18 protein-coding genes and 1 pseudogene are annotated in these 20,787 nt (G+C 53.8%); 11 read left to right on the top strand and 8 right to left on the bottom strand.

What is annotated here, in order from left to right:
- Positions 1 to 152: 152 nt before the first annotated feature.
- The 3 genes from AC27IT_RS11630 to yyaC all read left to right on the top strand — a co-directional run bounded on the left by AC27IT_RS11630 (position 153) and on the right by yyaC (position 3,464).
- Positions 153 to 2,351: a DNA topoisomerase III gene (locus AC27IT_RS11630; protein WP_283858264.1), complete on the top strand. Its 2,199-nt coding sequence runs from the start codon at positions 153 to 155 to the stop codon at positions 2,349 to 2,351.
- Positions 2,352 to 2,503: 152 nt separating this feature from the next.
- Complete coding sequence (locus AC27IT_RS11625; protein WP_487091812.1) at positions 2,504 to 2,815, top strand: DUF3986 family protein; 312 nt, start codon at positions 2,504 to 2,506, stop codon at positions 2,813 to 2,815.
- A 13-nt stretch (positions 2,816 to 2,828) separates the two neighbouring features.
- Positions 2,829 to 3,464, top strand: coding sequence for a spore protease YyaC (gene yyaC, locus AC27IT_RS11620; RefSeq protein ID WP_487091811.1), 636 nt, complete (start codon positions 2,829 to 2,831; stop codon positions 3,462 to 3,464).
- A 103-nt stretch (positions 3,465 to 3,567) separates the two neighbouring features.
- Here yyaC and AC27IT_RS11615 read toward each other — a convergent pair whose 3' ends face one another.
- The gene (locus AC27IT_RS11615; protein ID WP_487091810.1) at positions 3,568 to 4,878 is read right to left on the bottom strand and encodes a CitMHS family transporter; all 1,311 of its coding nucleotides are present in this window, start codon (positions 4,876 to 4,878) and stop codon (positions 3,568 to 3,570) included.
- A 169-nt stretch (positions 4,879 to 5,047) separates the two neighbouring features.
- On the bottom strand, positions 5,048 to 5,911 hold the full coding sequence (locus AC27IT_RS11610; protein WP_487091809.1) for a LysR family transcriptional regulator: 864 nt from the start codon (positions 5,909 to 5,911) through the stop codon (positions 5,048 to 5,050).
- 124 nt (positions 5,912 to 6,035) lie between these two features.
- Here AC27IT_RS11610 and AC27IT_RS11605 point away from each other — a divergent pair, with 124 nt between their 5' ends.
- The 7 genes and pseudogenes from AC27IT_RS11605 to AC27IT_RS11575 all read left to right on the top strand — a co-directional run.
- Complete coding sequence (locus tag AC27IT_RS11605; protein WP_487091808.1) at positions 6,036 to 7,169, top strand: PrpF domain-containing protein; 1,134 nt, start codon at positions 6,036 to 6,038, stop codon at positions 7,167 to 7,169.
- Positions 7,170 to 7,564: 395 nt separating this feature from the next.
- A complete protein-coding gene (locus AC27IT_RS11600) occupies positions 7,565 to 8,755 on the top strand; it encodes an HlyD family secretion protein (RefSeq protein WP_487091807.1) in 1,191 nt (396 codons plus the stop codon).
- Positions 8,752 to 9,513: an ABC transporter ATP-binding protein gene (locus tag AC27IT_RS11595; protein WP_025848357.1), complete on the top strand. Its 762-nt coding sequence runs from the start codon at positions 8,752 to 8,754 to the stop codon at positions 9,511 to 9,513. Before AC27IT_RS11600 ends, AC27IT_RS11595 begins: the two co-directional genes overlap by 4 nt.
- Entirely contained in the window at positions 9,510 to 10,649 is a 1,140-nt protein-coding gene (locus tag AC27IT_RS11590) for an ABC transporter permease (RefSeq protein ID WP_025848358.1), read from the top strand. Before AC27IT_RS11595 ends, AC27IT_RS11590 begins: the two co-directional genes overlap by 4 nt.
- Positions 10,650 to 10,666: 17 nt before the next feature.
- Complete coding sequence (locus AC27IT_RS11585) at positions 10,667 to 11,338, top strand: TetR/AcrR family transcriptional regulator (protein ID WP_005836380.1); 672 nt, start codon at positions 10,667 to 10,669, stop codon at positions 11,336 to 11,338.
- 110 nt (positions 11,339 to 11,448) lie between these two features.
- Positions 11,449 to 12,345, top strand: a complete 897-nt coding sequence (gene purU / locus AC27IT_RS11580) for a formyltetrahydrofolate deformylase (protein WP_007784458.1) — start codon at positions 11,449 to 11,451, stop codon at positions 12,343 to 12,345.
- A 757-nt stretch (positions 12,346 to 13,102) separates the two neighbouring features.
- Positions 13,103 to 13,436: pseudogene (locus AC27IT_RS11575) on the top strand (transposase); the annotation flags it as partial.
- Here the strand turns inward: AC27IT_RS11575 and AC27IT_RS11570 are convergent.
- The 3 genes from AC27IT_RS11570 to AC27IT_RS11560 all read right to left on the bottom strand — a co-directional run bounded on the left by AC27IT_RS11570 (position 13,365) and on the right by AC27IT_RS11560 (position 17,131).
- Positions 13,365 to 13,775 (bottom strand): hypothetical protein, encoded by a 411-nt coding sequence (locus AC27IT_RS11570; RefSeq protein ID WP_283858260.1) that lies wholly within the window; start codon positions 13,773 to 13,775, stop codon positions 13,365 to 13,367. The pseudogene AC27IT_RS11575 and the gene AC27IT_RS11570 overlap by 72 nt on opposite strands.
- 477 nt (positions 13,776 to 14,252) lie before the next feature.
- The gene (locus tag AC27IT_RS11565) at positions 14,253 to 15,281 is read right to left on the bottom strand and encodes a transposase (RefSeq protein ID WP_283858259.1); all 1,029 of its coding nucleotides are present in this window, start codon (positions 15,279 to 15,281) and stop codon (positions 14,253 to 14,255) included.
- 938 nt (positions 15,282 to 16,219) lie between these two features.
- Positions 16,220 to 17,131, bottom strand: a complete 912-nt coding sequence (locus tag AC27IT_RS11560; protein ID WP_487091806.1) for a LysR family transcriptional regulator — start codon at positions 17,129 to 17,131, stop codon at positions 16,220 to 16,222.
- Between the two features lie 118 nt (positions 17,132 to 17,249).
- On the opposite strand from AC27IT_RS11560, the gene AC27IT_RS11555 reads away from it, so the two are divergent.
- Entirely contained in the window at positions 17,250 to 18,470 is a 1,221-nt protein-coding gene (locus AC27IT_RS11555; RefSeq protein WP_487091805.1) for an MFS transporter, read from the top strand.
- On the opposite strand, the gene AC27IT_RS11550 is transcribed toward AC27IT_RS11555, so the two are convergent.
- The 3 genes from AC27IT_RS11550 to AC27IT_RS11540 form a co-directional block, all read right to left on the bottom strand.
- The gene (locus tag AC27IT_RS11550) at positions 18,433 to 19,128 is read right to left on the bottom strand and encodes an alpha/beta hydrolase (RefSeq protein ID WP_005835683.1); all 696 of its coding nucleotides are present in this window, start codon (positions 19,126 to 19,128) and stop codon (positions 18,433 to 18,435) included. The genes AC27IT_RS11555 and AC27IT_RS11550 overlap by 38 nt on opposite strands.
- 191 nt (positions 19,129 to 19,319) lie before the next feature.
- Positions 19,320 to 19,976: a CoA transferase subunit B gene (locus tag AC27IT_RS11545; RefSeq protein ID WP_005835685.1), complete on the bottom strand. Its 657-nt coding sequence runs from the start codon at positions 19,974 to 19,976 to the stop codon at positions 19,320 to 19,322.
- 47 nt (positions 19,977 to 20,023) lie between these two features.
- On the bottom strand, positions 20,024 to 20,716 hold the full coding sequence (locus tag AC27IT_RS11540; RefSeq protein WP_005835687.1) for a CoA transferase subunit A: 693 nt from the start codon (positions 20,714 to 20,716) through the stop codon (positions 20,024 to 20,026).
- Between the last annotated feature and the right edge of the window lie 71 nt (positions 20,717 to 20,787).

The raw sequence follows: 20,787 nt of genomic DNA, 5'->3' as shown, positions 1-20,787 counted from the left end.
GGGCCGCTCTTCTTTTTGCCCGAAAGCGACAGCGGGTCACAGCCGCCGCCATTGCCAAATGCTGCAAAAGATTTGGCGTAACCCGCGTTCTCATCTACAATGGATGAGAACACATAGCAGGAATGTGAAGCAGATGTAAGGTGGTGTCACTGATGAGCAAAACGCTTGTGCTGGCGGAAAAGCCATCCGTCGGCCGCGATATCGCGAAAGTATTGCAGTGCCAGAAAAAAGGGAACGGCTTTCTGGAAGGAGATAAATACATTGTGACGTGGGCCTTGGGGCATCTCGTGACCTTGGCCGATCCGGAAGCTTACGGGCAGCAGTTCAGCTCGTGGCGAATCGAGGATTTGCCGATCATGCCGTCTCCGTTGAAGCTCGTCGTCATCCGCGAGAGCAACAAACAGTTTCAGACCGTGAAGCAGCAAATGCGGCGCAGCGACGTCAGCCAGATTGTGATTGCGACAGATGCCGGGCGCGAAGGCGAGCTGGTTGCCCGTTGGATCATCGAGATGGCGCATGTGCAAAAGCCGATCAAGCGACTGTGGATTTCGTCTGTCACCGACAAGGCGATTCGCGACGGCTTCCGCAACCTGAAGGACGGCAAGCAGTACGAAAACTTGTACGCTTCTGCGGCCGCCCGCGCCGAGGCGGACTGGCTCGTCGGAATCAATGCTACTCGCGCCTTGACGTGCAAGCACAACGCCCAGCTCTCGTGCGGGCGCGTCCAGACGCCGACGCTGGCCATCGTCGCGGCGAGAGAAGAAGAGATTCGCCGCTTTACGCCCAAGCCGTTTTTCGGCCTGCGCGCCGTGGCAGAGCAGTCGGTTTCGCTGCAATGGCAGGACCAGAAGACGAAGGACGTCAAAACGTTTTCCAAAGAGCGGGCGGACCAGCTTCTCGCTGCCTTGAAGCAGGAAAAAAGCGCAGAGGTCGTGGATGTGACCCGCACGCACAAAAAGACGTACGCCCCGCAACTTTACGATCTCACCGAGTTGCAGCGGGACGCGAACCGGATGTTTGGCTATTCGCCGAAAGAGACGCTGTCCATCATGCAAAGCCTCTACGAGCACCACAAGGCAGTGACGTATCCGCGGACCGATTCCCGCTACCTCTCGTCCGATATCGTCGAGACGTTGCCAGACAGGATCAAGGCTGTGCAGATGAAGCCGTATGCGCCGCTCGCGGCGAGAATTTTGCGGTCGCCGATCAAGGCGGCGAAGTCGTTTGTGGACGACAGCAAAGTTTCCGACCACCACGCCATCATCCCGACGGAGCAAGCGGTGTTTCTCGGCGATTTGAGCGACAAGGAGCGCAAAATTTTCGACCTGATCGTGAAGCGCTTCCTTGCTGTGCTCTTGCCTCCTTTTGAATACGAACAGACGACGATCCAGGCGAAAATCGGCGGCGAGCTGTTCCTGGCCAGAGGCAAGACCGTGCTGGCCCAAGGCTGGCGGGAAGCCTACGACCACGATGTCGAAGACGAGGAAGGACAGGACGGACTGGCGGAGCAGTGGCTGCCGAAGATCGAAAAAGGCGATCGTCTCGCTATCCAGAGCATCGCGCAAACGAAAGGCGAGACGAAGCCGCCGGAGCCGTTTACAGAGGCCAGTCTGTTGTCCGCGATGGAAAATCCGGCGAAATACATGGCAAACGAAAGCAAGGAGCTAATCAAAACGATCGGCGAGACAGGCGGACTCGGTACTGTGGCGACGCGCGCCGACATCATCGAAAAACTGTTTAACAGCTTCCTTTTGGAGAAGCGCGGCAAACATATTTTCGTCACGGCAAAAGGCAAGCAGCTCCTGGAGCTTGTTCCCGACGAGATGCAATCACCGACGTTGACCGCCCAATGGGAGCAAAAGCTCGCCGCCATCGCCAAAGGAAGCCTGAGCAAGCGCGCCTTCATCGAAGAGATGAGAACGTACGCGCGAGAGGTCGTCCAGGAGATCAAAAACAGCGACAAAACATTCCGCCACGACAACCTGACGCGAAGCAAATGCCCGGAGTGCGGCAAGCTTCTTTTGGAGGTAAACGGAAAACGCGGCAAGATGCTCGTCTGCCAAGACCGGGAGTGCGGTTATCGCAAAAGCATTGCCAAGCAGACGAACGCCCGCTGCCCGAAATGCCACAAGCGGCTGGAATTGCGCGGCGAGGGTGAAGGACAAATGTTCGTTTGCGCTTGCGGGCACAGGGAAAAGCTCTCGACGTTCAAGGAGCGCAGAGAGAAGGAAAAGGGCAGCAAAGTGTCCAAGAAGGAAGTCGCCAAGTATTTGAAATCGCAGGAGAAGGAGAGCGACGAAGGTATCAACTTCGCGCTGAAGGACGCGCTCTCCAAGTTCAAATTCGAGTAGGGAGGTTGGTCTTGGCCCGTCTCTTGCGCTTGCGGACAGCAACAAGACGATTGTTTGGGTAAAAAAGCTTCCTTGCCTGGGGAAGCTTTTTGCAACTGAATGACCCTATCATTTCCTGCGTCGATACCGCTACAACAAGGAGTACAGGTTGCATGTTGAACTGGGGTAAAATGGAACAAAAATACGAAATGGATCGCCACTTCCATGTTACATACTGTGAGGACGGGTACGATATTGAAGGAAGCGCCTGGAAAAAGAAAAACGGTCAGGGATGGGCTGTATTATTTGCGGATCACTTTCATGATCTGGGGCCATCGGATACAGCCGAAGATATTGTGATCTTTCATTATGAAAAAGATGAACTGGACGTAGAAGAGATGAACAAGCTGTTTGCCAAATGGGTCAATGAGGTCCTGCTACCTCGTGCCAAGGATAAGTCGCTATATCAATATCAGGAAGTGTAGAATAGAAGGGAGGATGCACGCACACAACCAACAGCTCGCGAAAGAAAAGAGGATCGACATGGGGCTATTTGGCAGTCGCAAAGAAGAAACAGACGCAAAAGCAACAGCAAGCGTCCTGTTGACTATCCATGACAACGAACGAACCATCCGGCAGGAAACCGCCGCGATGGCGGCATTTCTGGACACGCTCATCCAGCAGGCGAGCCGGGAACAAAGAGAGGTCGTCTTTTTGTGCATCGGGTCGGACCGCTCGATTGGCGATGCGCTCGGGCCATTGGTTGGAACGATGCTGCTGGAGGCGGGTGTCACCCACCGCGTTTTCGGAACGCTGGAAGAGCCGGTTCATGCCTTCAATCTGGAGCCCACCTTGAAGGCGATCAAGCGACAGTTTCGGCAGCCGCTCATCATTGGCATTGACGCCGGGCTGGGGGAAAAGGAGCAGGTGGGCGCGGTCATTTTGAAGGAAGGCCCGCTGCTTCCGGGGCGGGCTTTGCAAAAAATGCTGCCGCCTGTAGGGGACTATCATTTGACGGGGGTAGTCAACTATCTCGATCCATTGCCAGCCACGCAGTTTTTAAATGATACCCGCCTATATACGGTGAGGAAGCTGGCGAAAACGATGGTCAGCGTGATCGCAAGTGCTGGCTGAGCACGGTCATGGCACTGCGTCGCAGCCGTTGCTGGCACATGCTTTAGCGGGTAAGGCAGCAACAGACAAAAGGACGGAAAGCGAAATTCCGTCCTTTTCGCTGTTAAAAAATCGCGCCTGTCAAAACCCCTACCAGAATGACGAACAAGGAACAGAGAATGGCCCATTTGATCGCGTAGCGCTGAAACTCGCCAAGGTCTATTTTGACCATCCCGACCAAGAGCAGCGTAGAGGCGACCAGCGGGCTTAAGAAATGGACAGGCTGCCCGAGAACAGAGGCGCGTGCGACCTGGACCGGATCAATGCCGTAAGCGGCAGCGGCTTCGGCCAGGATCGGCAGGACACCGAAGTAATAGGCATCGTTTGACAAGACGAAGGTGAATGGCATGCTCGTGAGCGCAACTACGAGCGGGAAAAAGGAGCCGAGAGATTCGGGGATAATGGCGACGAGCGAGTTGGCAATCGCATTGACCATTTTTGTCCCTTCAAAAATCCCTGTGAAAATGCCGGCGGCAAACACGAGCGTCACAACGGTTAGCGCGTTTCCGGCATGGGCGAGCATCCGTTCCTTTTGCTGCTCGAGATTGGGATAGTTCACCATCGAGGCGAGGACAAACCCGATCAGAAACAGCACCGGAACCGGGAGAGTGCCGAGAACGAGGAGGACCATGACCGTCATGACGAGCAAAAAGTTAAACCAGATCAGGCGCGGACGTTTGATGTCCTCCTGGACAGCGGAGGCCGCAGCAGCTTCGGAGAGCGGGGCATCCTCCTGCCCTGTTTGCAGCGTATCAATTACCCCGATGCGCTCCCGTTCCTTTTTGCCGAGCAAATAGGCAATCATGAGCACACAGACGATACCGCCCAGCATGGTCGGCAACAGCGGGATAAAAAAGTGGCTCGCATCCAGCCGCAACGAAGTAATCGCCCTCGTCGCCGGCCCGCCCCAAGGCGTCATGCCGCTCATGATGCTGAGTGAAAGCAACGAGATCGTCGCCAGCACAAGCGGCTTCATCCCCAGGCGCTTGTAGAGCGGCAGCATGGCTGAAATCGTAATCATATGCGTCGTGGTACCGTCCCCATCGAGTGCGACGGTCAGGGCCAGTACGGCTGTCCCGATGGCGATTTTGACGGGATCACCTTTCACAATATTCAGTATCTTGCGGATGAGCGGATCGAACAGCCCGGCATCGATCAAAACCCCGAAGAACAAAATTGCAAACAGGAGCAGGGCGGCGGATGGTGCAACCGTTTTCAATCCACTGAGCATCATTTCTCCAAGCTCGGAACCAAAGCCACCCAGCAGGGCAAAGACAATCGGTACAACCGTGAGCGCGGCAACCGGGGTTAACCGCTTTGTCATGATAAGGTACGTAAAGATGATGACCATAGCCAATCCGAGAAAAGTTAACACAAGAGTCCCTCCTTCAAAGAAGCAATCGCTTTCATATTGGGGTATGGTGAATGGTTACTCGTAGCTTAGAGCAAATGGCGAGATAAAGGAAATACATATTTTTTTGCTGATTTCGAAAAAAAAACTTATAAACGAACAACGCAAGAGCGAATCTTGCGTCGTATCAAGGTTAGAGGCTCGCTGTCTTGTTCAGGAAGTCGATAAAATGCTTCACGGTAGACAGCCGCAGCACATCCTGGTTGTACATGAGCCAGGTATTGCGCAGCACAGGCTCGCCGTTTTTGTAGGAAAGCCCGTAGGTATGCAAATTGTCCGATGGCTGCAGGCAAATTTCCGGCAGGATGGAGACGCCAAGACCTTGCTTCACCATTTCCTTGCACGTTTCCTGCCGATCGTTTTCCATCGTGACCAGCGGCGGGTCAGAGAAGCGGTCGCGCCACCAGCCGTTTATCAAGTTTTTCAGCGAGCTGTCGGTTTTGTAGTTGATAAACGGCAGCGAAGGCAGGTCGTCCAGATCGACCTCGTCCTTGGAAATCAGGCAGAGCCGTTCTTTGTGCAAAAGCGTTTTCAGGCCGTACCATTCGTAATTGCCGCGCAAAATGCCAAGCTGGACGCTCGCAGAGTTTAACAGATGCATAATATCGGTGCTCCAGCCTGTATGGACGCTGAACTGCACGTGCGGAAACTGTGCGGAAAACTTTTTCAAAATTTTCGGCAGCTTGTACTGGGCGAAGTTGCTGGAGACGCCGAGCCGCAGCGTGCCGCGCACTTCGTTTTGCATGTTGAGAATGTAGTCCTTTGTCTTTTGCAGCTTCTTAATCATTTCCTCCGCGTAGTCCGCCAGGTAAATGCCTTCCGACGTAAATTCAATCCCGTTTTTGACCTTGTAAAACAGGCTTGTGCCAAACTCCTTCTCCAGATTTTTCAGCCGATAGGTCAGGGCCGGCTGGGAAACATACAGGCGCTCTGCAGCGCGGCTGATGTTTTTTTCCTCATATAAAACGCGGATGGCCAGCCAATCTTTTTCATCCAAGCGCATTCGCCTCCAAAACAGACTATAAAAGTTTTTTATCAAAATCAGAAAAAAACATGTATTTCACTTATGATATAGCTTATCATACGATACTTTCATTGAACAAGAAAAGGTGGTTGTGGCGATGAAAGTACCTGTCGTAATCATGAGGGGCGGTACAAGCAAAGGAGTTTTTTTGAATCACGCGCATATGCCGAAAAACGAGTCGCTCTGGGAACCGTTTCTGCTCGATGTGATGGGCAGCCCCGATCAGCGCCAGATTGACGGACTGGGCGGGGCCAATTCGTTGACGAGCAAGGCGGCGATTATCAAAAAAGCCGATTCGCCGGACTTTGACGTGGAATATACGTTTGCCCAGGTGAGTATTGACCAGCAAATGGTCGATTTCAAAGGGAATTGCGGGAACATCTCTGCAGCGGTAGGCCCGTATGCCATCGAGCAAGGGCTTGTGCAGCCGCAGGAGCCGATCACGACCGTGCGCATCTGGAACACGAACACGAAAAAGCTGATTGTCGCCGAAGTCGAGGTGGAAAACGGACGGGTAAAGGTAGAGGGACAGTGCGCGATTCCAGGCGTTCCAGGCACAGGCTCGCCGATCTACCTGTCGTTTACGCAAGCGGAGGGAGCAGTGACCGGAAAGCTTTTTCCGACCGGCAATCCGATCGACATGATAAAAGCCAACGGGCGGCTGATTCCCGTGTCGATTGTGGACGTCGCCAATCCGCTTGTCTTCGTCCGGGCCAAAGACATCGGGCTTACCGGAACAGAGCTGCCTGCTGACTTCACGGCCAGCAAGTTGCAGGAGCTGGAGGAAATTCGTTCGATTGCCGCCGAGATGTGCAAATTCGCCGACCGCAAAGAAGCGACGCTCAAGTCACCGGCTGTACCGAAGCTGACCATCGTCGCGGCGCCGACGGATTACACCGACCTGACTGGCACTTATCGCAAAGCGGCGGACATGGATCTTTCCATTCGCATGATGTCGATGCAAAAGCCGCACCAGGCGCTGGCGATCACGGGAGCGATCTGCACCACGGCGGCCGCTTTTCTGCCTGGCACTGTCCTCTCCGAACTGATCGACATCAAGCGGGAGGTGCTGCGGCTCGCGCATCCCGGCGGCATCATCGAAACGAAGGCCGAATTTGTCGCGGGCCACATCAGCGCGATCAAAGTTGTGCGCACAGCCCGGATGATTTTGGAAGGGTATGTGTACACGAAAAGCCATTACACGCTTGCTTCCCAGTCCCAGTTGGCGTAATGGGGGGAGAGCAGCCCGCGGAACGCCGCCGAAAGCCAGCGAGAGCCGCTGACGGATGCGCTCGTCGAGTGGCATCCCAGGTCCCGGCACTGCAGCAACAAAGAACGCTCCACTACCAAAAAACCTCCGCCAGCCAAAAACGCTCCGGTCGGACTGGGGACGAATCCCTGGTTCTGGCGGGAGCGTTTTTGGCTGTTGACGCGTGTTCACAAAATAAAAATTGCAAGTTAGGCGCAGGGGGCATATACTCACAGTAAGAAGTGAGTAATCACTCGCTTTTCGTGAAGTTCATCCGGCGACATGCATCATGATCTGCACAAAGAGGGCAAACTGCCCGTTTTTTGGCCGTAAAAATAAAGTGATTACTCACTCATTACAGATGGGAGAGGTTCTGCATGAAACGTGTCTTGCGCGCTGTAAGTATCGGCAGCCTGATTCTCGCTCTGTCAGGCTGCGGCCTGCTCGGGGAAAAGCAGCAGCCACTGTCGGGGACAATCGAGGCGGATGAATGGCCGATCGTGGCCGAGGTAGGCGGGCTGGTGACGAAGGTGATCGCCGAGGAAGGTAGCGAGGTGAAAAAAGGCGAGGTGCTGGCGGAAATCGACCCGCGCAGCTACCAGATCAGCGTGGCGGAGGCCAAGGCAGCATGGGAGCAGGCGAGGGCCAGGCTGGAGGAAGCGAAGGCAGGCTCGCGCGACCAGACGATTCAGAAGGGAGTGGCCGCCGTTCAGCAGGCGAATGCCAGCATCCGTTTGGCGCAGGCGAGAAAAAGCCAGGCAGAGGCTGGAATTGCCCGGGCGCAGGAGCAACTGGCCCAGGCCGAAGCACAGCGCGCAGGAGCGGAAGAGACGCTGCGCTACCAGCAAAAACGGCTGCAAGAGGCGACGGCCTTGTATGAAAAAGGAGCGATCTCGCAAAAGGATCTGGATACGCAAAAAGAGGCGGTCAGCCAGGCGACTACCCAGTTGAACCAGTGGACGGCACAGGTGGCGCAGGCCAAGGCGGCGTATCGTTTTGCCCAGGAGGACGCGGCTGCGGCGGCTGCCCAGGTCGGCACAGCAAAAGCCCAGCAGCAAGGAGCGCAAGCCGAGCTTGATCTGGTGCGGGCAGGCAGTACGGACTACGCCATCCGGGCACTGCTGGCAGCGGAGGAGCAGGCGCAGGCGAGGCTCGACCAGGCGATGCTGCAGCTTGAAAAGACGCGGATTGTCGCCGCAGAAGACGGCGTTTTGCTGCGCTCCTCCATCGAGCAGGGAGAGGTCGCCAAACCGGGGGCTACGTTGTTTACGATGATGAAGGCAGACCAGCTCAAGCTCGTGGTGTACATCCCGGAAGCGCAGTTGAACCGGGTGCAAAAAGGGCAGGAGGTCGGCATCAAGGTCGATGCGTACCCGGATGAGACGTTTACGGGCACGATCAGCCGCATCGCGGACAAAGCGGAGTTTACGCCGCGCAATGTGCAGACGCAAGACGAGCGGACCAAGCTTGTGTTTGCCGTCACGATTGACGTCGATAAAGGCCAGGACAAACTCAAGCCGGGCATGCCTGCCGATGTGCTGCTGCCAGACGGGGAGGGAGGCCGATGAGCGCCGCCGCCATTACGTGCCAGCAACTGACCAAGCGCTTCGGAGAGCGGGTCGCCGTCAACAGCCTGACCTTGACGGTGCCAAAAGGCTCGATTTACGGCTTCCTCGGCCCGAACGGCTCGGGAAAATCGACGACGATTCGCATGCTGTGCGGGCTGATGACGCCGACGACGGGCAGCGGAACGGTGCTCGGCTATGACGTCATGACACAGAGCGAAGAGATCAAGCAACGCATCGGCTACATGTCGCAAAAGTTCAGCCTGTATGAAGATTTGACAGTGGAAGAAAACCTCGATTTTTACGCGGGCGTCTACCAGCTTGGCGCAGCAGAGCGGCGGAAAAGAAAGGCGGAGCTGATCGAAATGGCAGGGCTGACAGGCCGGGAGAAGCAACTCGCAGGCTCGCTGTCCGGCGGCTGGAAGCAGCGTCTCGCCTTGTCCTGCGCCCTTTTGCACAAGCCGGAGCTGCTGATTCTCGACGAACCGACGGCCGGAGTCGACCCGGTATCGCGGCGCATTTTCTGGGAAGTAATTCACGAACTGGCTGAGCAAGGAATTACCGTGCTGGTGACGACGCACTACATGGATGAGGCCCAGACGTGCGACTGGATCGGGTTCATTTTTTTCGGCAACCTGCTTGCGGAAGGAACCCCGCAGGAATTGATCGAGCAGATGGGCGCGGACAATCTGGAGGACGTGTTCATCGAGCTGGTGCGGCGCGAAGAAGCGCGGCAGGTAGCGGAGGGGGGAGCGCGATGAGACGGTTTGTCTGGGGGCGCTACTGGTCCGTCGTCAAAAAGGAAGTGATCCAGATCAAACGCGATCGGCCCAGCCTGGCGATTGCGCTGGTCATGCCGCTGATGCTTTTGTTTTTGTTCGGGTACGCAGTCAACACGGATGTGAACGACATCCGCATGGCGGTCTGGAACCAGAGTCCGTCAGCCGCAAGCCGGGAGCTGGTCGATCAGTTCGTGCACACGAAAATTTTTCAGGCGACGGCGAGTGTCGGCGGCTACCGGGAGCTGGAGGCGATGCTGGACGAGGGAACGGCAGATGTCGGGCTGGTGATCGGGCCGGACTACACGCGGCAAAAAGACCGCGGCGAGCCAGCGCATATTCAGCTTCTCGTCAACGGCTCCGATCCGAACATCGCGCGCACGGCTGTGTCCAACGCCCAACTGATCGTGCAGCACCAGGCGATCAGCTTGCAGGAAAAGAAGCTGGAAAAGCAGGGAATGGGCGAGCTGACGCTGCCGCTTGCGCTGGAGACGCGCGTGCTGTTCAATCCGAATATGGAGAGCATCGTCTTCAATATCCCTGGCCTGATCGGGCTGATTATGCAAAACGTCACGATGATTTTGACCGCCTTTTCGCTCGTCCGTGAAAAAGAACGGGGCACGATGGAGCAACTCGTCGTGACGCCGATTCGCCCGCTGGAGCTGATGCTTGGCAAAATTACGCCGTATGTCGGCGTCGGGCTGTTTTCGTTTTGCCTCGTGCTCTTCGTTGGGACTGCCTGGTTCGGGGTTCCGGTCAAAGGAAGCATTGGCCTGTTGGTCGCCTTGTCCGTCCTGTTTCTCGTGACCACGCTGCTGCTGGGAATTTTGATCTCGACCGTAGCGAAGACGCAGCTTCAGGCGATGCAGATGGCCTTCGCGCTCATCCTGCCCAGCGTGCTTTTGTCCGGGTTCATGTTCCCGCGCGATTCGATGCCGGTCGTGATACAATGGTTAGGCGGGCTTGTCCCGTTGACCTATTTTCTGGAAATTTTGCGGGGAATCTTTTTGAAAGGCGTAGGCGCCGAGGCACTCTGGAAAGAGATCGTCGGGATGGGCGCATTCAGCCTGGTCATTTTGGCCGTTGCCATCGGCAGATTCCGCAAAAAGATCGAATAGAGGAGCGTAAACGTCGTATGAACAAGCCGCCGTCGTTTGAAGAGGGCCTGTTGCAATATGTGGAAGAGCTGAAAGACGAGAGCGAGATGACGGAAAAGCAGCGCAATATTTTGCGGGCCTCCGTCAAGCTGTTCGCGGAAAAAGGCTTCCATGCCAGCTCTACCTCGGAAATCGCCAAAGAGGCGGGAGTGGCTGAAGGGACGATTTTCCGCCATTACAAATCGAAAAAAGACATTTTGCTTGCCGTCGTGGCACCCGTGCTGGTGAAATTCGCGGCGCCGTTCATCCTGAAGGACGTGCGCGAGATCTTCAAGGAGCAGGCGCAAAAGCCGTTTGGCGAAATCGTCACGGAGCTGTACCGGAATCGCCTGAACCTGGTCGTCGCCAACGAAAAGCACATTCGCATCTTGCTCCAGGAGGCGTTTTTCCACGACGAGATTCGGGAAGCGCTGATCGCGACTGTCTTTAAGGATGCCAAACTGATGGCGCAAAAGCTGATCGAAGCAAAAGTGGCTGAGGGCGAGCTGCGTCCGCTGCCGAGCCAGGCGGTCTTTCGCGTCGTGCTGTCTGCGATGATCGGCCTGGTGCTGTTTCGCCAGGTGCTGGACGAGGACGATTATGCAGCCTACAGCGATGAAGAGCAAATTGCTATGACCGTCGATATTTTGCTGAACGGGATTGGAAAATGATTTTTTATCGATAAGCAAGCGTTTTCTCTCAAATTGCCTCTAGAAAATCCGCCGAGGAATGGTATAATTGCAAACAACTTTTTGCTGTTTGCTTTTGGAGGAGAGAAACCATGCATTTGTTATCAGAGAGAGAATGGCTCGCGTATCGGGAAAAAAACAAAGACCGCGCGCGCATGCTGATTTCCTGCCCGGACCGTGCGGGGATCGTGGCGGCGGTCTCGAATTTTTTGTTTCAGCAGGGCGCAAACATCGTCCAGTCTGACCAGTACACGACTGACCCGGAGACAGGCCGCTTTTTCATGCGGATTGAATTTGATCTGGTCAACCTGCAAGAGCGCTTCGAGGCGATCAAGGCGGAGTTCGGTCAGGTAGCCGACAGCTTCGGCATGGACTGGTCCCTGGTCGAAGCGAACAAGCGCAAAAAGGTTGCCTTGTTTGTTTCGAAGGAAGACCACTGTCTGTTGGAGCTGCTGTGGCGCTGGAAGTCCGGCGAACTGCACGCGGATATATCCGTTGTGGTCAGCAACCATCCGGACATGCAGGAGACGGTGGAGTCGTTTGGCATCCCGTACCGCTGCATTCCGGTGACGAAGGAAAACAAGCCGCAGGCGGAACAAGAACAACTGGAAGCGGCAGCGGGCGTCGACCTGATCGTCCTGGCGCGCTACATGCAGATTTTGTCCCCGCGCTTTCTTACGGACTACGCGATGCGGATCATCAACATCCACCATTCGTTCCTGCCTGCCTTCGTGGGTGCCAAGCCTTACGAGCAGGCGTATCGCCGCGGCGTGAAGCTGATCGGGGCGACCGCGCACTACGTCACCGAGGAGCTGGACGCAGGTCCGATCATCGAGCAGGACGTGCAGCGCGTCTCGCATCAGGAGGATGTCGAAGCGTTGAAGCAGCTCGGACGCCAGGTGGAGCGCACCGTGCTGGCGCGCGCCGTCCGCTGGCATCTGGAAGACCGTGTGCTGGTGTACGGCAACAAGACGATTGTGTTTCCGTAAAAATGGTAGCGGGCAAAACGGCTTGTTTGTTTTGCCTGTTTTGCTGAATAGGCCAACAAGCTTCCCTGCCCGGGGAAGCTTGTTGGCACTGAAGCGGAAAGCTGTTGTTGATCTCGGTCGCCGTCCAAGTGGCGGAACCGCCACAGCTGATACGGGACGTGTGGTAAATACCGTTACTTCGGAAATTGTTGGATAACCAATCCGAGGTCTTCTTTATAGGACTCGATTTTTGACTGCTCATGACTGAAAAGCCGACTATCATTGATTTTCTCCATAAGGGTACTGAGTTTCTTTAATTCTTCTTGCCTGTTTTGGATTTCGATTAGATCATACTGTTCTATGAGCGATTCAACTTTGTAAGATAATCTTTGATATTCTGATAGAGTATCAAGACTTGAGATTGCAATTGTTCATCGGCTATGATTTGTTTGGTTTCCTCATTGGTTAAGATAGCCACTGGAAGGAAAGTGGGATTATCAATGAGATTGCTATCAATCATTCCTGAGAGATAAGCAAATTTTTCTTTGTCCTTTCCTTTTGACAGTTCGTTCGTAATAAATTCGAACTGATAGATCAAATGTGCATGTTGATGTTTCCATACATCCGTTAACGTAATTTGAAATTGATTATGTAATGGTTCGGATGAATTTGTAGTGCAGGAGGTTATCAGGAGAGACAAACTAACAAGCAAAAGGAACAGGAACATTCTTTTCATTTTTCATTTTGCCCTTTCTTCCTATATTTTCAACAAATACTCCTGATTGTCCGCTCTTGGCGTAACAACAGAGAGGAGTTTCCCACCTTTTTGCAAGGATCCGCAAGAAATCCGCAAGTTGATCTCCACTGCACACAGGTTCGAGAGTTACCGTCGTCAGCTTCGCAAGGTCACGAAAGGAAAGAGTATTTCCCTTCGGATAAGGCCCTGCTCAAGATGCTTTGCTTGGTAGCGATGAATGCAACCTGTCAGTGGACGGGGCGTGTACAAAAGCGGAGGCAAATAGCTCCTCCCATTCTCCGTTTTACTGGGACAACGGGAACCCACCATACATATCTACTGTCCAAATATTCTTATAATCTGGCCATTGTTTTAAACTCACTCTGAATAACCACTGATCTTTTGTTATAACAAGAATGTGGCGTTCATGCTCGCTTTTATGAATCGTTTGAAATGACTCCATCTCTTTCTCTAAATGGTGGGTGAGGAAATCATCGAGCACTTTTTTATAATCTTGCCGATTTGAATCATTTTGTATTTCGCTTAGTTTCTGTGAGTCGAACTCCTCACCAGAATTAAAATCGTGAATGAGATGGTACTGATCTACAAGTTTATCACGGTCCACGATGGAGGAAGAGGACAAAGAATGGATGTTATCTTTCGTTTCACATCCAATTAAACAGAGTAATACTAGACAAAGAACTTGTAATTTCATCAATATCCCCTCATTTCTATTTTAGTTATTGCAATTTGTTTTTTTTCTACGGCTGACCAATTAATATACAATAAGTTTCTTCTATCCTTTGTAGGTATAGTTCAGGGTTAGTTCTGAAGCGTCTGCGTTTCGTCGCTTCACTCAACCGAGAAGACCAGCGAAAACATTCATCGCGATAGGCAAGGTAGTCGACAGCTTGAAGTCTGCTCAAGACATCACTCTGACAGAGTGCATCATCGACAAACACGACCATCTCGCCGCTTCGTAGAATATATTCGTTCCAACTTCGTAACCCGGTCGTCCGTCGATGCCGGGTTTTCGTTTGACGAAAGAAGCGCTCATGGTCATTGTTCGTTCGGGGGACATTGAACCGTCTCACTGCGCTTGTCTACGTCTGGATTCAAGATTTCGGCAACGCGATGAATCGGGAACGCCCATCGTTTCACCGCAGCATACTGCTCCTCGAAGTCGTGTAATTTACCGAAAATTCCGATTAGGTTTCGGAGTAGGGAGGGCCCCTTTTTTATCCAGGCATCGCTCGAGGGAAGCCTGAATGGCTTTTGCATTTTCATAAACCCGTATGCCCGGCAGATCAAGCGGTGGATTGCCATCCTCGAGAAGCACGGAACGAATGGCCGCTACGTATTCCTTAGCGACCTTAGCGTCGGCAGATGTGTCGCTCCCGATTTTCCTCTCTATTTCGCGTATCCCGCGAAGGCTTTTCTTAATCCCTGTCTTGAGTTTGCGGTCTAAATCGACAACAGGCTTGGCAATATCCTTTAGGTAATGGTACTGACAGTATTGGTACGGTACGTCCGGCAACAGCGATTCCATGGCCAGTCGAATGGATTGCTGGCCGTCCGTAACGATCCCAATGATGGGAAAGCCCAACTCGATAACGGGAAGGATGAGCTTTTTCAGTTCTTCGGCGGAACTACTCTTGAGATTTTGGGCTGACAGAATGGTACCGCTGAAAATTTCTCGTATGACGTAGAGCGTCTCATTTCCTTTCTCGGGTTGCACTCCATCCATGGAAATCATGATGCCGCCATGGTCCGTAACCACTTGCTTTAATGCTTGTTTTATGTGATCCGTAACGCTTGTGCGGAGCAAGGTTAGATAACGTTCGTACAGTCTTTGGGAATTGCGTTCTGACGTGGCTACCCCTCGTTGATTCAACTCTTTCGTAATTTCGCCGATGGTCATGTGTTGCTGAAACCGAAGCTGTCCGACGAGCGCCAGCACATCAAAACCGTAGGAAGTATGTTTCATGCTGAGAAGTTCCGCTTCCGCAGATTTATAGTAGGTCTTGGGGTGCAGGCAATCCGAAGTTCTGCAAGCATAAGCCATGCTCCAAGCTTGGATAACGCCGGAGAGCGTAATAATATTCTTTTTCCATGCAGTATGATGCCGTTTAAGCTTCGTACCGCAATGAGGGCAATTCTGAATTTCCGGACGAAAATAAATCTTCCTTTCAGGAATGACACGATTTTTGGGCAAGGGCATATGAAAACCTCCATCAAAATAGCTATTTACTACTTCGAAAGAGGCATTGGAAATCCTTGTTAGTTAATTGGTCTGTCGTAGAAAAAAATCATTCAATTTTATAATAAATAAGTATGATCACACTTCTGGTTTATTTACGTATAAAAATGATAGTAGCTTTATGGTAAATTACTCAGCAATTAAATCACTATTGATATTAAATAGTAACTTTGAGAAATTAGATCCCGTAAAAATACTGCAAAAATTTCAAGGTAGTAACGGCGGCTATAAATACAGTATAAATGAAGAAGAAATGGCCTCAATAGTTCCTACTTATTTATCTCTCTCTCTATTAAGTGAACTTGAAATAAATTAAAGATTTTCAGGACCATTCCATTAGTAAATAATTTGGAATTTGAAAGAAAAAGAGCCCTCTTGGTACGGTGCGAGGTGTCCGCAAGTTGCGTAACTAACGGACACCTATACACTGAAAAAGCTGTTTGCGGAAACTCTGCAGTCGTTGCTAGAAACGGAACTCAACACGGAATTCAACTATGAAAAGCATGATGCAGTCGCAACAGGAAGACCGAGAAGACGGTAACGAGCGAATACGGGAGGTGACACGGTGCCACGGAGCATCATGGCGAATTTGAGTTCGTTATCGTTCCAGTCAGAAATTGAGAAACGGTGAAATAGCGAGAATGAATGAGAAAAACTTAATTTATATATAGGGAGGAATTCTCTTGGATTTAAATTTTACTGTTGCATTTATTATTCTGTTCGTTATTTTGCTAAGTATTTTAAATACACTTAAAAAAATCAACTCATCAGTCGAAACATTAAAGAACAAAATAACCAATAAGAAAGATTAGCTTATCGAGTATTCAGTGAATATTACCAATCTGTCCAGGAAGTCGGTTTTGACTGGCTTTCTGGAGCAAAAGCTGGTCCATTAACTACTATGGATCAGCTTTTTTATCTGAAACGGCAGTCCCCAAAACCATCCCCAAAAACCGCTCCACCACCGGGCGATGGCTGACTTCCTCCTCGCGCGTGCAGATGTAGACAGGGCGCTTGATCTCCACGCCGGGGACGGTCACGCGCCCGATTTCGTTGCGATCGACCATTTCCTTGACGGCCAGCGCAGGGGCAAGCATCGTTCCGTACCCTGCGCGTACAGATTGGATCGACTCGACCAGCCCGTGGTATTGCAGCCCGACGCGCGGGCGCTTGACGCCGTGCTCGCGGCAGAGGGAAAACAGCCATTCCCGCGTCGAGCTGCCTTGCTCCCGCAGCAAAAACGGCTCCTGCACAAGCTGCTCCATGCTCACCTCTTTGCCCGCATACGGGTGATCGGCAGGCAGGATGAACCAGTAAAGCACATCGGTCATGTGTACGCGCCGGACGGGCAGCTCGTCCCACGATTCCTTGATGACGATGGCCAGATCGACCTGCCCGCCGAGCAAAAGCTCGATGGACTGGGCGGAGTTGCGGGTGCGGATTTCCACATCGACCTGTTCGTACTGCCGCTTGAATGCGGCGAGCCACTTGGGCACCAGATAGTGGGAGGGCAGGTAGGTGGAAGAGATGCGCAGTTTGCCCTTTTTGCCCTGTTTGATTTCTGCGAGCTGCCACTCGATCTCGCGCTCCCAGTCGTAAATGCGGCGGGCTTTTTCCAACAGGAAGCGGCCTTCGTCGGTCAAGGCAATTCCCCGGCCGCGAGGGGCGACGAGCGCAACGCCCAGCTCGTTTTCCAGCTTGCGGATTTGCGCGCTGACCGCCGGCTGGCTGATTGCGAGGGCAGCGGCGGCTTCGGTCACGCTTTGGCGCAAGGCTACCTCCACAAAAATTCGCAAGGCATGCAGGTTCATTTTGCTCCTCCATTCATAACTGTTGTTTATGAATTGCGCAACAATATGTATTAGATCCGATGAATGATTCCTTGTATGGTAATCCATAGGACGACGGGAAGTAAAGGAGCAAAAAGAGATGAGAGAAATCAGCGGGAAAACGCAGGTCGTCGCGGTTGCATTGGTGACGGCGCTGTGCATGCTCGGAGATTCGATGTTGTATGTGGTGTTGCCGCTCTATTGGCAGGAGGCCGGGCTTGGTTCGCTGTGGGAAGTGGGCGTGCTGTTGTCGATCAATCGCTTCGTCCGGGTTCCGCTCGGGCCGCTCGTCGGGAAGTGGTACGAGCGGACGGGAGGGCGCGCCGGACTGGTTCTCGCAGTGGTGCTTGCTTTTGTGACGACGCTGTCGTACGGCTTCCAAGGTTTTTGGCTGTGGCTTTTGATGCGCTCTTTGTGGGGCGTCGCCTGGACGTTTTTGCGGCTGGGGGCGTATTCCTTGATTGTGGCTGTCGCAGACGAACATAACCGCGGGCAGTTGATGGGGCTGTACAACGGCCTGTACCGTCTCGGCAGCTTGGGGGGAATGCTCGCGGGGGCGCTGTTCGCCTCCTGGTACGGCTTGCTGCCGGCTTCGCTTCTGCTCGCCTGCTGCTCGCTGTTTGCGCTGTTGCTCGTCTTTCTCTACATTCGCCCGGGCTTTACCAACCGGACGGCGGCAGCCGTAGAGGAAGGCGGGGAGTCGCACAGGCTGAGGTTGTGGCGACAGGCGGCCATGCAAAAGACCATGCTGACCGCGCTGCTCGTCACCATGATTTATCAAGGGATGTTTGCGTCCACGCTGAGCAGGCTGGTAGAGCAGCGGACACCGTTTCTCGCGCTCGGGGGCATCGTGCTGGGAGCTGCCGTGCTCGCGAGCCTGGTGCAAGGGCTGCGCTGGTGCTGGGAGCCGTGGGCCGCGCCTGTTGTCGGCAGGCTGGCGGATCGGTACGGCAGAAGGAAAATGTTTGCCGCCACCCTTTTTGCAGGCGCGCTGCTGTTTGCGCTCATTCAGGCGGGGGTGCCGCTTGGCGCGTGGTTTGCGGTGCTGCTCGGCATCCAGTTGACCGCGACGATCATCACCACGGTGATGGACACGCTCGCGGCAGATGAAGCAGCCAGGCATGCGAACAGCACAGCGGTAATGACGTTTTATTCCGTCATCACAGACCTGGGAGCAGCCTTGGGACCGCTATTCGCCTTTTGGCTTGATGAGCATGCCGGGCTGTCCGTCATGTACGTCGGGCTTGCCGCAGCGCTTCTGCTTATAGCTGCGGCGTGGAGCGTCAGACAGAGACGGGAGAGTCTGGAAAGCGCTCCTTGAGCGCAGCGAGGACGCGAGCGATGGCCGCTTCCTTGTCCGGGCCGTGCAGCAGCATGTGATTGGAGTGCTCGTACCAGGTGATTTGCGGCGAGGCGGACTCGTCTACGCTTTTGGCGAGAAGCTGTGCGCTGATAGCATGCACCGTGTCGTCCCGCTTTGCCTGCAGCAAAAGGTACGGGGTCTTGATCTGGCCCAGGAGCGGCTTCGTTTCCGACAAAAGTCGGCGAAACTCCAGCATGCTGCTGACAGGGATTCTGCCGATGCTTCTTACGTAGCGGCGCGAATGGGTAGGGAAGTCCTCGCGCAAGTAGTGTATGGCTTCCTTTACGTCCCAGTACTTGTACGGAGTATTGATCGTAATCAGCAGCTCGACAGGGTAGCGGGTCGTCAGATGAAAGGCGAGCAGGCCGCCCATGGAAAACCCGATAATGACGATCGTGTCTGCGCGCATGGAGAGGCGTTTGTAGCCTTCCTCCGCAGAGCGCAGCCAGTCTTTGCGGGTGCTTCGGGCCATTTGGCGGCGAGTCGTCCCGTGCCCTTCCAGAGTGGGACACTCGACCTGGTAGCCAGCCTCGCGCAGCGCTTTGGCGAGAGGCAAAACGTCGTTGATGTCTCCGGCGAATCCGTGGATGAGCAGACAACCGACTGTTCCTGACATCGTAATCTCTTCCTCTCAAATGTTGGGAATTTGCTTTGTGTACGTATTATATACCGAATGCGGGCGAGAAGCGACTGCGCGGGTGCAGCTTGCGAGTGAAAGCAAAAAGGCCCCATCCCGGTAGGAGGAGGCCGATTTTGTGAAAGCGGCGAGCAGGAATGAAGCTGTCAGGTGTAGGGCTGGTCAAAAGGTTACAGGCCAATCGTTTTCAGCTCTGGCGAAATGAGTAGCTTCGGTTCTGTGCACGCCTGGATGTCTTCTGGCGTATAGCCTTCCGCGACTTCGACCAAAAGCAGGCCGTCCGGTGTCACATCGAGAACGGCTCTGTCCGTGATGATCCGGTTGACTACTTTTTTGCCAGTGAGCGGGAGAGCGCACTTGTTCAAAATTTTCGTTTCGCCATGTTTGTTGACGTGGTCCATGATGACGACGATTTTTTTCGCGCCGTGCACGAGGTCCATCGCTCCGCCCATCCCTTTGACCATCTTGCCGGGAATCATCCAGTTCGCCAGATCGCCCTCGGCAGAAACTTCCATGGCTCCGAGAATGGCCAGGTCGATGTGCCCGCCGCGAATCATCGCAAACGACTCGGCGCTGGAGAAGTAAGCCGCGCCGGGAATCGCCGTGACGGTTTCTTTTCCGGCGTTAATCAGATCGGGATCGAGTTCGTCCTCGGTCGGATAAGGGCCGATTCCGAGCAGGCCGTTTTCCGATTGCAGCACGACGGTTTTTCCTTCCGGGATGTAGTTGGCGACGAGTGTAGGCATCCCGATTCCGAGATTCACGTAAAAGCCATCCTCGATTTCTTTGGCAGCACGAGTGGCAATTTGCTCACGAGTAAGCGACATATCTGTTTCCTCCCTTGAATGACCTTTGTATGTGATCGTGTCGTCGGTTAGGAGCGGACCGTGCGCCGCTCAATCCGTTTTTCAAACGATGGCGCCTGAATCAGCCGCTGGACGTACACGCTTGGCGTATGGATGTGATCCGGGTCCAGCTCGCCTGTTTCCACGATTTCTTCTACCTCGACAATCGTGATTTTTCCGGCGGCGGCCATCATCGGATTGAAGTTTTGCGCGGTCTTGCGGAAGACGAGATTGCCCATCTTGTCGGCTTTCCACGCCTTGATGAGCGCGAAGTCGCCCGTGATCGCATGCTCCAGCAAATACTCCTTGCCGTTGAAGACGCGCGTCTCGCGGCCTTCCGCAATCGGAGTGCCGACGCCCGCAGGCGTGTAGAAGGCAGGGATGCCAGCGCCGCCAGCGCGGATTCTTTCCGCCAGCGTGCCTTGCGGCGTCAGCTCGACTTCCAGTTCGCCAGACAGGAACTGGCGTTCAAATTCCTTGTTTTCCCCGACGTAGGAGGAGACCATTTTTTTGATCTGCTTTTCGCGCAGGAGCAGGCCCAGGCCCCAATCATCCACGCCGCAGTTGTTGGAGACGACAGTGAGGTTTTTCACTGCTTTGTCGCGCAGGGCGATAATGAGATTTTCCGGAATGCCGACCAGTCCGAAGCCGCCGACCAAAAGGGTAGCTCCATCGTGAATATCTGCCACGATCTCCGCATAAGAAGAGTAAATTTTTGCCATGACGATCACTCCCACCATGAAAAAATGTCGTTGTACGCGAGTAAAGGCTTTTTGTAAGCGCTAACAAGCAA

The sequence above is a fragment of the Brevibacillus sp. YAE8 genome, assembly GCF_057543335.1.
This window is presented reverse-complemented; position numbering and strand designations above follow the sequence as displayed.